Below are 15,029 nucleotides of genomic sequence, written 5' to 3'. Positions count from 1 at the left end.
TAATCTCCATTGTCGCAAGACTTTGGAGATTTTTTTTTGAAAATAAGTATTATTCTCCCAACCTTTTGATGTTTTTTGTTCTCTATATCAATATACAACCTTAACTTTCACGTTATGAAATCTAAAACCACTGTTTTTATGCCAACAATGTTTCAAGTGAACTTCAAATTGTTATTTTGTTTTGTACTGTTTTTAGGAACAAAAACTTTTGCACAAAGCCCTGAACTAAATGTTAAAGGTGATGATGCCGAAAAAGTGAGAATGAACAAACTTTTAGTCAATGTAAAAGTTGTTGGGAATATTGCTTACACCACTGCCGAAATGCACTTTTTTAATTCGGGAACTCGTCAGATGGAAGCAGAACTTATTTTTCCGTTACCGGAAAATGTTTCGGTTTCAAGATATGCCATTGATATCAATGGAAAAATGAGAGAAGCCGTTCCGGTAAATAAAAATAAAGGAAAACAGGTTTTTGAAGCTATTGAACATCGTCGTGTTGATCCGGGATTGTTGGAAAAAGTAGATGGAAATAATTTCAGAACCCGAATTTATCCTTTAATTCCAAATGGAGAACGAACCGTAATAATTGGTTACGAAGAAGAACTTTCGGCTTTTGATAAAGATAATCTGGCATATCAATTGGTAAGTCGTTTTCCGAAAAAATTAGATCAGTTTGAAATTAATGTTTCGGTTTTAGGAACTTCAACAGCACCAACCGTTACTGAAAATTCAGGAAACGAAATTGTCTTTTCAAAATGGAATCAAGCTTTTCAGGCTTCTGTTAAAAAAGAAAATTACCAGCCTGCAGAAAAAATTGTACTTAAAATTCCAATACAGCAAAGCATTCCAAGTATTTTGATGCAGGATGTTGGCGGACAACATTACTTTTATGGAAATACTTTTATCGAAGGAAATAAAACAGTTAAAAAAATACCAGCTTCGATTGGTTTAATTTGGGATAATTCTTTGAGCTGTCAAAATAGAGATATAAAGAAAGAATTGAATTTGCTGGATGCGTATTTTCAGAAAATAAAAAACACAAAAGTTACGGTGTACTTTTTGAATTATACTTTTGATAAACAACAAGAATATATTGTTTCTAACGGTAATTGGGATGCTTTAAAAGCAGTTTTAGAGAAAACAAAATACGATGGAGGAACTCGTTTTTCGCAGCTCAACTTTACGGGTCAGGCTGAGTATTTGTTTTTTACTGATGGACTATCTTCTTTGAGTGAAAATCTTCTTCCTAAAACTAAAAAAACAATTTATACTATCACTTCTTCAGTTTCTGCTGATTTTGCTTTTCTGAATTATTCAGCAATGCAGACTGGCGGCAATTTTATCAATTTAAATCAAATCAATACTGAAATCGCTTTGGATAAATTGACAAATACAAATTTGAAATTTTTAGGAATAAAAGAAAATTTAACGATAACTGATTTGTTTCCGATAGAAGGAACTTCGGTTTCAGGAAATTTTAGTTTTTCGGGAATTTCTTTAAATCCAAAAAATGAGATTACATTATTATTTGGATATAATAATGAAGCTGTTTTAGAAAGAAAAATTTCGCTTGATGGTGCGGTTCAAAACACGAACGATGTAAATATTGAAAAACTTTGGGCACAGAAAAAAATAGCAAATCTTGATTTTGAATATGCTAAAAATGCTGACGAAATTGAACTTTTGGGCAAAAAGTACGGTATCATTACTAAAAATACTTCGTTGATTGTTTTAGAAAATATCCGCGATTATATTTCGTATGATATTATTCCACCGGCAGAATTACGTGCAGAATTTGACAGAATTAAAAAACAGGAACACGATACTAATTTGGCTCAGCAAAAAAGTAATTGGGACAATATAGAAAGTTATTTTAATGGATTAGATGTTTGGTGGAAAAAGAATATAAAATATAAAGGACAGAAAATTGCATCTAAGTATAAACACAAAGGACAAGTTTTACCGCCACCGCCTCCACCACCGTCAGGGGCAAGAGGCAGAGATGGGGATATAACAATTGGAAGTGAAACTATAAAAGGAGATCCAGATGCTGTTTTAACAATAGACGAACCGATTGGAGCAGCTCCAGCAGCAATGGTTATTGAGGAAGATAATAATGTATATAATGCTGCTCCTGTATCATCTACACCTCAAGCTAATCAGGTTAAATTTGCCCCACCTGTGGTTGTGAAAAAAGAAGAATTTACGGAAGATATGCCGGTGATTACTGAATTAAAAGATAAAAAAGTTGGAAGTGAAGTAATACAAAGAGAGACAAATGCTGCTAAATTAGAAGAAACAGTTGTAGTAGGATATGGAACTCAAAAAAAATCTGATGTTGTTGGTGCTATTTCAGAAGACATCTCAAAAAATAAATATATTCCACAAGATTCAAATCTAGATCAGGGATATTTAGCCGGAGATTCAAAAAAGCCTTTAATTATAGTTGATGGTCAGTTTTATGAGGGTGAATTCGCCGATTTAAAGTCAGATGATATCGATACCGTAGATGTTTTGAAAGATGCTTCGAGAATTGCTGCTTATGGCAGCAAAGGGGCAAATGGAGTTATTATAATAACAACGAAAAAGCAGTCTTCAAATAGTGGAGTTGTCCAAACAAAAAGTTGGAATCCAGACCGATTGTATTTAAAAGCTTTGGCAAAAGCTCCAAAAGAAAAACAATACGATTTGTATTTAGAATTAAGAAAAGCACAGGAAAGAAACCCAAGTTTTTATTTTGATGTGGCACATTTTTTCTACAATCAGGGAGATGTTAAAAAAGCATTATTGATTATCAGTAATATTGCCGATTTAGGTTTAGAAAACCATCAATTGTATAAAACGCTGACTTATACTTTACGCCAATGGAAAGATTATGATGATGCGGTGTTTACAGCAAAACAAGTTGCAAAATGGAGGGCTCACGAACCGCAAAGTTTAAGAGATTATGCATTGACGCTGGAAGATGCAGGGAAATATCAGCAATCTTTTGATCAATTAGTTAAAGCTTTGGAAGTGAATTATTATGGAGAAATGGACGGCCAGTATGAAGGTGTGGAAGATATTATTTTAATGGATATAAACCGTTTGATGAGAGAACATTCAGGTTTGAAAACAGGAAAACTTGATAAAAAATATCTTGCAAAAATGCCGGTTGATATTCGAATTATCATGAACTGGAACCAAATGGATGTCGATTTAGACTTGCATGTTATTGAACCAACAAACGAAGAATGTTACTACAGCCATACTTCAACACAAATTGGAGGAAGATTTTCTAAAGATTTTACAGAAGGTTATGGCCCGGAACAATATATAATTCGAAATGCGGTGAAAGGGAAATATCAAATTAAAACCAATTATTTTGGAGAAACAGAATTAACTGAAAATGGCCCAGCTACAATTATGGTTGAAATTTATACAACTAAGGCTGGAAAAACATCCAGAACTTTAAAAACAATTCAGCTTGGAAAAGTTAAAGAGAATGAAGTTTTAGCTGAAATCAATTGGTAAGATTCATAAATTCAGATTAGAGATTTTAAATTTAAAAGGCGAAGTTGCGTTGTTCAATTCTAAAAACGTAATTTTGCCTTTTAAAATTTTTAGTTTTAAGAGCAATCTAAAATCTAAAATCAGAAATCTAAAATTTGAATGACAGGAATCGTATATAAATCTACAGGAAGCTGGTACACCGTAAAATCTGAAAAAGGTGATTTTATTGAGTGCCGTATGAAAGGGAAATTCAGAATGAAAGGTATTAAAAGTACCAACCCAATTGCTGTAGGCGATATTGTCGATTATGAATTAGAAGAAACTTCGGATGCCTTAACAGGAACGATTCATAAAATTCACGAAAGAAAAAATTACATCGTTCGTAAATCGGTTAACTTATCTAAACAGATTCATATTATTGCATCAAATATTGATCAGGTTTTTTTACTGATTACTATTGATAATCCACCAACTACAACAAGTTTTATTGATCGTTTTCTAGTTACTGCAGAAGCATACGGAATTGAAGCGGTTTTAATTTTCAATAAAATCGATACGCTAAACGAACAAACTTTAGACGATCAGCTTTACTTACAGCACATTTATACCGAAATTGGATATAAATGCCTTAGAATTTCATCAACAGAAAATAAAGGAGTTGACCAACTTAAAGAAATGATGGTTGGAAAAGTAAGTATGTTTTCCGGACATTCTGGAGTTGGAAAATCGACTTTGGTAAATGCTATGGAACCAAGTCTGCATTTAAAAACAACTGTAATTTCAGAACAAAGTAAACAAGGACAGCATACAACAACTTTTGCCGAAATGTATGATTTATCTTTTGATGCAAGAATCATCGATACACCTGGAATTAAAGGTTTCGGAATCGTCGATATGGAACCATCAGAAATCAGCGGTTATTTTCCGGAATTCTTCAAACTAAAAGATCAGTGCAAGTTTAATAATTGTCTCCATAAAGAAGAACCGCATTGCGCTATAAAAGCAGCTTTAGAAAAAGACGAAATTGCATGGTCACGTTACAATAGTTATCTTAAAATATTAGAAGGCGATGAAGAACATTACCGCACTGATATTTATGGTGATGATCGTGCAGCGAGTGACGAAACGAGAAAATAATTAAATTCCAATTTTTTCAAATTCCAAATTCCAAACAAAAAATCATGACAATATTCAAATGTAGAGATGCACAGCAGTGCATCTAACGCTAGAATTTAAAATCTGTTTAATCCTTTTATCTGTGGCATAAAACCACCTTTTGTAATAATGAAAGTAGTCGTACAAAGAGTTTCCGAGGCATCAGTAACCGTTGATGGCCAAAAAACAGCAGACATTAAAAAAGGATTATTAGTATTAGTTGGAATTGAGGATGCCGATACTCAGGAAGACATTGACTGGCTTGCTGGAAAAATTATAAAAATGAGAATTTTTGGTGACGAAAATGATGTGATGAACTGCTCGGTTCAGGATATCGACGGTGAAATTATTGTTGTCAGCCAATTTACACTTCATGCTTCTACAAAAAAAGGAAACCGTCCATCTTACATAAAAGCTTCCAAACCTGAATTTGCAATTCCTATGTACGAGAACTTTGTAAAAGCTTTAGAAAAAGAGTTTGACAAGAAAGTACAAACCGGAATTTTTGGCGCTGATATGAAAGTCAGTTTATTAAATGACGGCCCTGTAACGATCCTAATCGATAGCAAAAACAGAGAGTAAAAATAAACTCAACAAATGTTAAGAATTTCTAAAAATAATATATATTTGACGAAATTACTGACTAATGAAATCTACCTGTTTTAGGCTTTTTTTTATCTTATTTTCCCTTATTTCTTCTGCTCAGAAGACTAATTATTCTACCCTATTTATTGCTGATAGTCTTAAACAAAGTGCTAATGCCGTTGTTCGATTAGATCAGATGGATATTGTTATTGCTTCACAAAGAAGCATGAATATTAAAACCCAAAGAGTGGTTTCTGTCTTAAATGAAAAAGGTTTAAATGATATTGATGCTTATGCGCATTATGATAAAACTACTTCAATAAAAAATATAGAAGCTATAGTTTATGATGCATTAGGAAATGAAATAAAAAAGATCAGGAAAAAAGATTTTAGAGATCAGAGTGCAGTTAGCGGCAGTACGCTGTTTTCAGATAATAGGGTACTTTATTTAGATTATACTCCCATCTCATATCCTTTTACAGTTGTTTATACTTGTGAAACAGAAACTTCAAATACAGCTTTTATACCACAATGGTATTTCCTGAGCGCTTATAATCTAAGCGTAGAGAAATGTGTTTTGAATGTTACTTTTCCTAAAGAATTGGGATTTAAAAAGAAAGAGTTCAGATTTGATGGTTTCAATATTAAAAAAACGACAGATACAGATACGAATTTAAGTTACATAGCAACAAATATTGTGGCTCAGAAACAAGAAGATTTGAGTCCGTCTTACGGGGAACTTTTTCCTAAAGTCATGATGGGATTAGAAAATTTTCACTTAGAAGGAGTTGACGGAAAAGCTACTACATGGGAAGCATTTGGAAAATGGTACGGAGAGAAAATCTTAAACGGAACTACTGTTTTACCAGATGAAACTAAAGTAAAAATAAAAGCACTTGTTGGAGACGAAAAAGATCCTGTTAAGAAAGCAAAAATTATTTACGATTATGTTCAAAAAAAATCAAGATACGTAAATATTGCAGTTGGTATCGGAGGATGGAAACCCATGTTTGCTAGCGATGTCGATCGTTTAGGATATGGAGATTGTAAAGCATTATCAAATTATACAAAAGCACTTCTGGAGGTTGTAGACGTACCATCTTATAATACTATTTTATACGGAGATCGTTATAAATTAGATATTCAGTCAGATTTCGTTTCGATGCAGGGCAATCATATGATTCTTGCCGTTCCAAATGGAAATAATTATATCTGGTTAGAATGTACAAGTCAGGATGATCCTTTTGGATATCAAGGGATTTTTACAGATGATCGTGATGTTTTAGTAGTAAAACCTGAAGGAGGAGAAATTGTTCGTACTAAAATTTACGATGATAAAGGAAATACGCAGGAAGGAAAAGGAACTTATACAATCGATGAAAACGGAAATTTTTCGGGTGTTTTAAAAATTGCATCTCAAGGAAGTCAATACGCTTCAAAGTCAAGAGTTGAAACCATGCAGCCAAATGAAAAAGAAGAACATTACAAAGAGTATTGGGATAATATCAATAATTTGAAATTAGGCAAAATAACTTTTACAAACGATAAGGAAAATGTTCGTTTTACTGAAGATGCTCAGATTAACGCATCAAATTACGGAACACTTTCGGGAACTAAAATGATGTTTGTGGTTGATGCTTTTAATCAATATACAGGAAGTATAAAACGAATCAGAAACCGTAAAAATCCATTTCAAATTCAGCGCGGATATTTAGACACAGATGAAATCGAGATCAATCTTCCAGCTGGATTTTCAATAGAATTTCTGCCTTCAAACTTTGAATTAAAAGGGAAATTTGGAGAATACAAAACCGAAATTATCAAAAAAGACAACAATAAACTGATTTACAAACGCTCCATGTTTGTCAATAAAGGGAAATATTCAAACAAAGAATATGATGAATATCGTCTTTTTATAGAGCAGGTGTCAAGAAATGACAATGCAAAAATTATATTAAATAAAAACTAACCAAAATCAAAAATAAAATAATGAAAATCAAGATTTTTAGCCTGGCAATTCTATTGTTGTTTATTTCAAAAATAAATGCGCAGGAATTTAAATTAGGAAAAGTTTCTATAGAAGAACTAAAACAAAAACAACATCCAAAAGATACATCAGCAGTCGCAGCAATACTCTTTGAAAAAGGCGAAAATACTTTTGATTATGATGAAGATCATGGTTTTACAACACAGTTAGAAGTATCCGTTAAAATTAAAATTTATAAAAAAGAAGGATATGACTGGGCAACAAAAAAAGTAAGATATTATACAGCGGGCAACGGCACAAAAGAGAAAGTTTTTGTGAATGATGCTGTAACATATAACTTGATTAATGGAAAGGTCGAGAAAACAAAATTAAAAAGTGAGGGTGAATTTGAAAAAGTAATTAATAAATATTGGTCTCAAAAAGTATTTACAATGCCAAATGTTAAGGAAGGTTCTATTGTTGAATTTCGTTATATAATAAAAAACTGTAGTATTGGAAGTCCACGGGATTGGTATTTTCAGAATCAGATCCCTGTGAATTATTCAGAATTTAGAATGAATGTTCCTGAATATTTTGTTTATAATAATAGTTTTAAAGGATTTATCAGTCCAAAAATAAGTGAGGAGAAAATAAATAGATCTATTTCTTACACCTATAGAGAAGGTAAAAACGGAGTTGTTAGTGCAAGTACATCACAAGAGAAATTAGACTTTTTAGAAACAAGAACAACATATATTGCAGAAAATCTACCGGCATTAAAAGATGAAAACTTTATTAATAATATTGATAATTACACTGTCAGTTTGAGCCAGGAATTATCAATGACAAAATATCCGCATAGTCCAATTAAATCATTTTCATCAGATTGGAATTCTGTTGCGAAAACAATTTATGACTATGAAGATTTTGGCCCAGAATTAAATAAAACAGGCTATTTTGAAGATGATTTGAAAAAATTGCTTACAGGTTTAAAAACGCCTGAAGAAAAAATATGGGCTATTTTTAATCATGTGAAATCTAATGTAAAATGGAACGATTATTATGGATATAGCTGTGATAATGGTGTTAAAAAGGCATACAAAGAAAAAACGGGAAACATTGCAGATATAAATCTGATGCTTACTGCAATGTTACGTTATGCGGAGCTAACAGCAAACCCAGTTTTAGTAAGTACACGTGACAATGGAATTCCATTATTTCCTAACAGAACTGCGTTTAATTATGTTATTGCGGCAGTAGAAACTCCAAATGGAAGTGTTTTACTTGACGCTACAGATAAATTTTCAACTCCTAATATCCTTCCATTAAGAACATTAAACTGGAATGGTCGTTTGATTAGAAAAGACGGAAGTTCTGAGCAGATTGATTTAATGCCGCAAAAAGTCTCAGGCGATAACGTATTTATGAATTATGCAATTGATGCAGAAGGAAAAATTACAGGAAAAACCAGAAGACAATATACAGATTATAATGCAATGATTGCTAGAGATAATATTAGTAGTTTCAAGGAAGAAGAATATCTTGAAAAACTTGAAAATCTAAATAATAAAATTGAAATCAGCGAGTATTCTAAAACAAATGAAAAAGACGTTTTATTACCTTTAATTGAAACATATTCTTTTGCAGGAGGAAATTTATGTGAAATTATTGCAGATAAGATTTATGTGAACCCGATGCTCTTTTTTACAGAAGATAAGAACAAATTTACACAAGAAGTTAGAGAATATCCTGTAGATTTTAGTTATCCATTTGCTGACAAATACAATATCACAATTCAAATTCCTGATGGTTTTGCAGTTGAAACTTTACCTGCTCCGGCTGCTATAACTATGGAAGATAACCTTGGTGCTTTTAAATTTAATATAGCTGCTAATGGTAATTTTTTACAATTATCGGTTATACATCAAATCAACGAAGCAATTGTATCTGCTGAAAAATACGAAATGCTAAAAGAATACTACAAAGCAATGGTAGCAAAAGAGACTGAAAAAATAGTTTTAAAAAGAATCTAATATGAAATTTTCAAGTTCAGTATTTATTTTATTTTTCCTTTTTATTGTAAAAGTACAATCTCAAAACTACGAGTTAGGAAAAGTAACTATTGCTGAACTTGAAGAAAAAGTACATCCCAAAGATAGCAGCGCATCCGCTGCTATTTTATTTAAAAAAGGAAGGACTTTTTTTACTCATACCCCGTCAGCAGGTTTTATTTCGAATAATGTTTACGAAATAAAAATCAAAATTTATAAAAAGAATGGTTTAAGCTGGGCAAATCAAAAAGTTCCGTATTATGTGGGTTATGATGGTTTGAATGATGATACAGTTAAATTTTTAGATGCAGTAACATACAATCTTGAAAACGGCGTAATTGCAAAAACACCATTAAAAAGCGAAGGAAGTTTTAAGGCAAAAAAAAATAAATACTGGAACGAAGCGTCCATTACTTTTCCTAATGTAAAAGAAGGCTCAATAATAGAGTTTAAATACATTTTAAAAACAGAAATGTTAGTTCGGCTTCCGGATTTTGATTTTCAGTTTAATATACCAGTTAATTATGCCGAATATAAAACAGAAATCCCGGAGTTTTATATTTACAAAACATTGTTAATAGGATTTAATAAAATAGAAAATGAATCTCATCTCACAGAAAGTAAAGAAATATATGGGATGATTTTTAAAGTAATCAATAATACTTATAAAGCCGATACTATTCCGGCACTCTTTGAAGAAAATTATATCGACAATATAGATAATTATCTCAGCTCCATACATAACGAATTACAAGGGAAAAAACTTCAAAATGTGCCCTTTGTAGAGTCTGCAGATCCTTGGCAGGACGTGGTGAATATCATTTACAAAAGTGAAAGTTTTGGAAAAGAATTAAAAGAAAAAGAATTTCTGGCCGAAGATGTAGAACGTTTAGTTGTAAACGTTGAATCTGAAAAAGAAAAATTAGATATCATTTTTAAATTTCTCCAAAATAAAATGAACTGGAATGGAGAAAAAGGTTACCACACAGATAAAGGTATTATACAAGCCTATAAAGACCAGATTGGGAATGTTGCCGAAATCAATTTTATATTGATAAATATGCTAAAAGTAGCAGGGATAGAAGCAAATCCGGTTTTGGTAAGCACGATTGAAAACGGCATACCTGTTTATCCCACAAAAACAGGTTTTAACTATGTTATTGCTGCTGCTGAAATTGATGGAAAGCAAATTCTTTTAGATGCGTCTCACAAACTCACTTCACCAGATATATTACCACTGAATCTATTAAACTGGAAAGGAAGACTGATCAAAAAAGACGGCACTTCACAGGAAATTGATTTAATACCGCTAAACTTATCTAAAGAATATACCAACGTTCTGGTAAAAATGGATGGTTTAGGAAAAATGAGTGGTAAAACCAGAATTCAGAGAACGAATTATGAAGCATATGTTTTTAGGGTAGAAAATGACAATAAAAATGAAGAAACTTATCTTGAAAAGTTAGAAGAAGAATTAGGAAACCTGCAGATATCAGATTATAAAATAGAAAATAAAAAAACAAATCTTGCAGAACCCGTTTTAGAAAGTTTTTCTTTCACGGCAGAAAATCAATCGGAGATTATCAATGATAAGATATTTTTAAATCCTTTATTGTTTTTAACCAAAACTAAAAATCCATTTAATCAGGAAAAGAGAGTATTGCCCATTTATTTTGGTTATCCTTCAGAGGAGAAAATTATTATAAACTTAGAAATTCCTGTGGGCTATAAAATAGAATCAATGCCCAAACCTATTCAGATTTCATCAGAAAATAAAGAGATCGTTTTTGTTTTAGATATTGTAAATGTCGAAGACAGAATACAAATTAGCTGCTCAAAAATTATCAAGAATAGCGTTTTTGAAGCAGATCAATATGAAGGATTGAAAAATCTTTATCAGAAAATGTTAGCCAATCAAAACGAAAAAATAGTATTAAAAAGAATATAATATGAAGCTGTCAAAATTTTTAATTGCTATAATTTTCTTTGTTTTTATCGCAAAAGTACAATCTCAAAATTATCAATTGGGAAAAGTAACAGTTGCCGAACTTCAGGAAAAAGTGCATCCAATAGACAGCAGCGCCTCTGCAGCCATATTGTTTAAAAAAGGGAGAACGTATTTTAGTTATAATAAAGATGCAGGTTTTACGGCTAACCATGTCTGCGAAGTCAAAATTAAAATTTACAAAAAAGAAGGATTGAAATGGGCAGATCAAAAAGTCCGATTTTATATAGGATATGAAAACCTAAATGAAGACCGCTTAGAGTTTTCGGATGCAATCACATATAACCTCGAGAATGGTGCCATAGTAAAAACCAAACTTGAAAATCAAGGAGCATTTAAGAAAAAAATCAATAATTACTGGAAAGAAAAAGCCATTACACTGCCCAATGTAAAAGTGGGTTCCATTATCGAATATAAATATATTTTGAAGTCTGAGAATATTGTAAAATTCCCAGACTTTGATATTCAATACGATATTCCGGTTAACTACTTTTATTATAAAACAGAAATACCTGAATTCTACATTTACAAACCAATTTTAGTAGGAGGAATTTCGCTGGAAAACGATTCTAAATTCTCTACAGGAAGCCAAACATTCGAAAACGAACACAATCAAACCAATTCATTTTCATATCGACAAATTGAAGCCTATTATTCAGGAAAAAATGTCCCGGCTTTGTATGAGGAACCGTATGTAAATAACATTGAAAATTACAAAGGAACAATTAAGCACGAGCTGGAAAGAGTAAGAATGCCGGAACAACCCGTAAAAGATTATACGATGACTTGGGAAGGTGTGGCAAAAACAATTTTTAAAGACGACAGCTTTGGAAAAGAACTTAATGAAATGAGTTTTTTAGTCGAAGATGTAAAACGCTTAATTGGAAATGTAGAATCTCAAAACGAAAGACTTAATCTGGTTTTTACATACGTTCAGAACAAAATGAACTGGAATGAAAATTATGGTTATTATACAGATAAAGGAATTAAAAAAGCATATACAGATCAAACAGGGAATGTAGCCGAAATTAATTTCATTTTGATCAATATGCTTAGACTTGCAGGAATAGAAGCAGCGCCAGTTTTAGTAAGTACAATCGAAAACGGACAGCCTGTTTATCCTACCAGAACCGGATTTAATTATGTTATTGCTGCTGCAGAAATTGACGGAAAACAATTTCTACTTGACGCGACACACAAATATACTTCTCCAAATATTTTGCCTTTGAATGTTTTGAACTGGAAAGGAAGACTTATAAAAAATGATGGAACTTCATTAGAGATCGATTTAGAACCTTCAAATCCTTCCAAAGAAAGTTTTAATTTGATGGCAAAAATTGCTCAGGATGGAAAAATGAGCGGGCAGGTCAGAATTCTTCGAACAGATTATGATGCCTATCATTTTAGAGTAGAAAACGCAGCTAAAACCCAGGATAATTATCTTGAAAAATTTGAAGCAGAATTAGGAAATTTAAGTATTTCAAATTATAAAATCGAGAATCAAAAATCTAATATAAAAGATCCAATTTTGGAAACGTTTTCTTTTACATCAGGCAGTCAGTCAGATATAATAGGAGGTAAAATTTTCGTAAGTCCATTATTATTTTTTACCAGAACCAAAAACCCATTTAATCAGGAACAAAGAGTTATGCCGGTTTATTTTGGATATAAAAATCAACAAAAATATAATGTCAATATTGAAATTCCAGAAGGCTTTCAAGTAGAGTCTCTGCCACAACCTATTAGAATTGCGACAGAAGATAAAAATATAATCTATTTGCTAAATTTTTCTGCCGAAGGAAATAAAATTCAAATAACCTGTTCAAAAGAAATTAACAGCAGTATTTTTGCAGCAGAACAATATGCCGGACTGAAAAATATGTTTCAAAAAGTTATTGCGAGTCAAAATGAAAAAATAGTCCTTAAAAAAATATAATCATGGATTTGAAAAATGCACAATTAGACGTAGATACCTGGATAAAAGAACACGGAGTTCGTTACTTTAACGAATTAACCAATATGGCACAGCTTACAGAAGAAGTTGGAGAAGTTGCCAGAATTATTGCTCGTCGTTACGGAGAACAATCAGAGAAAGAAAGTGATAAAAACAAAGATTTAGGAGAAGAATTAGCCGATGTTGTTTTTGTAGTTTTATGTTTAGCCAATCAAACCGGAATCGATTTGCAAGCTGCTTTTGATAAAAAAATGGACTTAAAATCGGTTAGAGATAAAGATCGTCACAAAAACAATGATAAATTGAAATAATTGTGAAATATCACTCATAAGTTTTGAATTATGAGTTTTGAATTTTGAATTATGAATGGGGAGTGGTAAATTGCGGGGCTGAATTATGTTTCTAATCATTCATAATTCATAGTTCACAACTTACAATTAAAAAAATGAATTTAAAATTAAGCACGACTCCGCAATTCACAATTGATGATTCGCAACTAAATATCACAGGTTCTAAAAGCGAAACAAACCGCTTATTATTACTAAAAGCCTTATTTCCAAATATTACTTTAGCCAATACTTCAAACTCTGATGACAGTGAAGTAATGCAGAAAGCATTAATTGGTAATGACAAAATTGTAGACATTCACCACGCCGGAACTGCTATGCGTTTCTTAACTGCTTATTTTGCTGTAAGCGAAGGCAGAGAAGTAGTTATGACAGGTTCAAGCAGAATGCAGGAACGTCCAATAAAAATTTTGGTTGAAACATTAGCACAATTAGGAGTTGAGATTTCGTACGAAAAAGAAGTTGGTTATCCGCCAATTCGAATTAAAGGAAAAAAAGTTACTGAATCAAAAGTTACTTTGGCGGCTAATGTAAGCAGTCAGTATATTTCGGCACTTTTATTAGTCGCTTCAAAACTAGAAAATGGTTTAGAGCTGACATTAGAAGGAGAAATTACCTCAGTTCCTTATATCAAAATGACTTTGGCTTTGCTTAATGATTTGGACATCAAAACAAGTTTTGAAGGAAATATAATTAAAGTTTATCCTAAAGAATCTGTTGAATCAAAAGAAATGGTTGTAGAATCTGACTGGAGTTCGGCTTCGTATTTCTTTAGCCTTGTGGCTTTGGCCGATGCTGCAAAAATAACCTTAAGCAGTTATAAAGAAAACAGCCTTCAGGGAGATTCAGAATTAGTTTCTCTTTATGAAAAAATGGGTGTAAAAACGATTTTCCAAAATAACAAAATGACTTTGGAAAAAGTAGCAGGATTTAATTATCAGGATGTAAATTTTGAATTGAATAATACACCAGATATTGCACAAACAATCGTAGTAACTTGTTTAGGTTTAGGAATTGGATGTCATTTAACAGGTCTTCATACTTTAAAAATTAAAGAAACAGACAGATTGGAGGCATTGCGAATTGAACTTACAAAATTGGGAGCTAATATTTCTGTAACAAATGACAGCTTAACTTTGAAACCATCTTCAACTATTAATCACGATATTCATATAGCAACATACAACGATCACCGTATGGCAATGGCGTTTGCACCGCTTGCGATAAAAGTGCCAATTATTATCGACGATGCCGAAGTAGTTTCAAAATCATACCCAGATTTCTGGAACGACTTAAAAGCCTTAAACTTCCAAGTTTCAGAATTGTAAAATTTTTTAAACCATATAAGTTATATAAGTTCATTTAAATAAAGAGCTTAATAAGATTAATTACATAGCCTCTGGTTTCAACCAGAGGTTTTTTTTATGCGCATTACAAAGCAAACCCGACAGATTTTTAAAACCTGTCGGGTTTA

The 15,029-nt window shown here is 31.9% G+C and carries 9 protein-coding genes; all 9 read left to right on the top strand.

What is annotated here, in order from left to right:
* Positions 1-114: 114 nt before the first annotated feature.
* The 9 genes from B3C18_RS23355 (at position 115) to aroA (ending at position 14,883) form a co-directional block, all read left to right on the top strand.
* Entirely contained in the window at positions 115-3,513 is a 3,399-nt protein-coding gene (locus B3C18_RS23355) for a VIT domain-containing protein (RefSeq protein WP_291152541.1), read from the top strand.
* Positions 3,514-3,651: 138 nt separating this feature from the next.
* Positions 3,652-4,629 (top strand): ribosome small subunit-dependent GTPase A, encoded by a 978-nt coding sequence (gene rsgA, locus B3C18_RS23350; RefSeq protein WP_291152538.1) that lies wholly within the window; start codon positions 3,652-3,654, stop codon positions 4,627-4,629.
* 147 nt (positions 4,630-4,776) lie between these two features.
* Positions 4,777-5,229: a D-aminoacyl-tRNA deacylase gene (dtd, locus tag B3C18_RS23345; protein WP_291152534.1), complete on the top strand. Its 453-nt coding sequence runs from the start codon at positions 4,777-4,779 to the stop codon at positions 5,227-5,229.
* 64 nt (positions 5,230-5,293) lie between these two features.
* The gene (locus B3C18_RS23340; RefSeq protein WP_291152531.1) at positions 5,294-7,201 is read left to right on the top strand and encodes a DUF3857 domain-containing protein; all 1,908 of its coding nucleotides are present in this window, start codon (positions 5,294-5,296) and stop codon (positions 7,199-7,201) included.
* 20 nt (positions 7,202-7,221) lie between these two features.
* Entirely contained in the window at positions 7,222-9,231 is a 2,010-nt protein-coding gene (locus B3C18_RS23335; RefSeq protein WP_291152528.1) for a DUF3857 domain-containing protein, read from the top strand.
* A 1-nt stretch (position 9,232) separates the two neighbouring features.
* Positions 9,233-11,197, top strand: coding sequence for a DUF3857 domain-containing protein (locus tag B3C18_RS23330; protein WP_291152525.1), 1,965 nt, complete (start codon positions 9,233-9,235; stop codon positions 11,195-11,197).
* A gap of 1 nt (position 11,198) precedes the next feature.
* Positions 11,199-13,190, top strand: coding sequence for a DUF3857 domain-containing protein (locus B3C18_RS23325; protein ID WP_291152522.1), 1,992 nt, complete (start codon positions 11,199-11,201; stop codon positions 13,188-13,190).
* A gap of 2 nt (positions 13,191-13,192) precedes the next feature.
* The gene (locus B3C18_RS23320) at positions 13,193-13,519 is read left to right on the top strand and encodes a nucleotide pyrophosphohydrolase (protein WP_012022600.1); all 327 of its coding nucleotides are present in this window, start codon (positions 13,193-13,195) and stop codon (positions 13,517-13,519) included.
* Between the two features lie 134 nt (positions 13,520-13,653).
* Positions 13,654-14,883, top strand: a complete 1,230-nt coding sequence (gene aroA, locus B3C18_RS23315; RefSeq protein ID WP_291152509.1) for a 3-phosphoshikimate 1-carboxyvinyltransferase — start codon at positions 13,654-13,656, stop codon at positions 14,881-14,883.
* Positions 14,884-15,029 lie beyond the last annotated feature (146 nt).

Source organism: Flavobacterium sp. UBA7680 (assembly GCF_002482975.1).
In the GTDB taxonomy this organism is placed as follows: Bacteria; Bacteroidota; Bacteroidia; order Flavobacteriales; family Flavobacteriaceae; genus Flavobacterium.
Note: the sequence above shows the minus strand (reverse complement) of the source record. Positions and strands in the feature narration are given on the sequence as shown.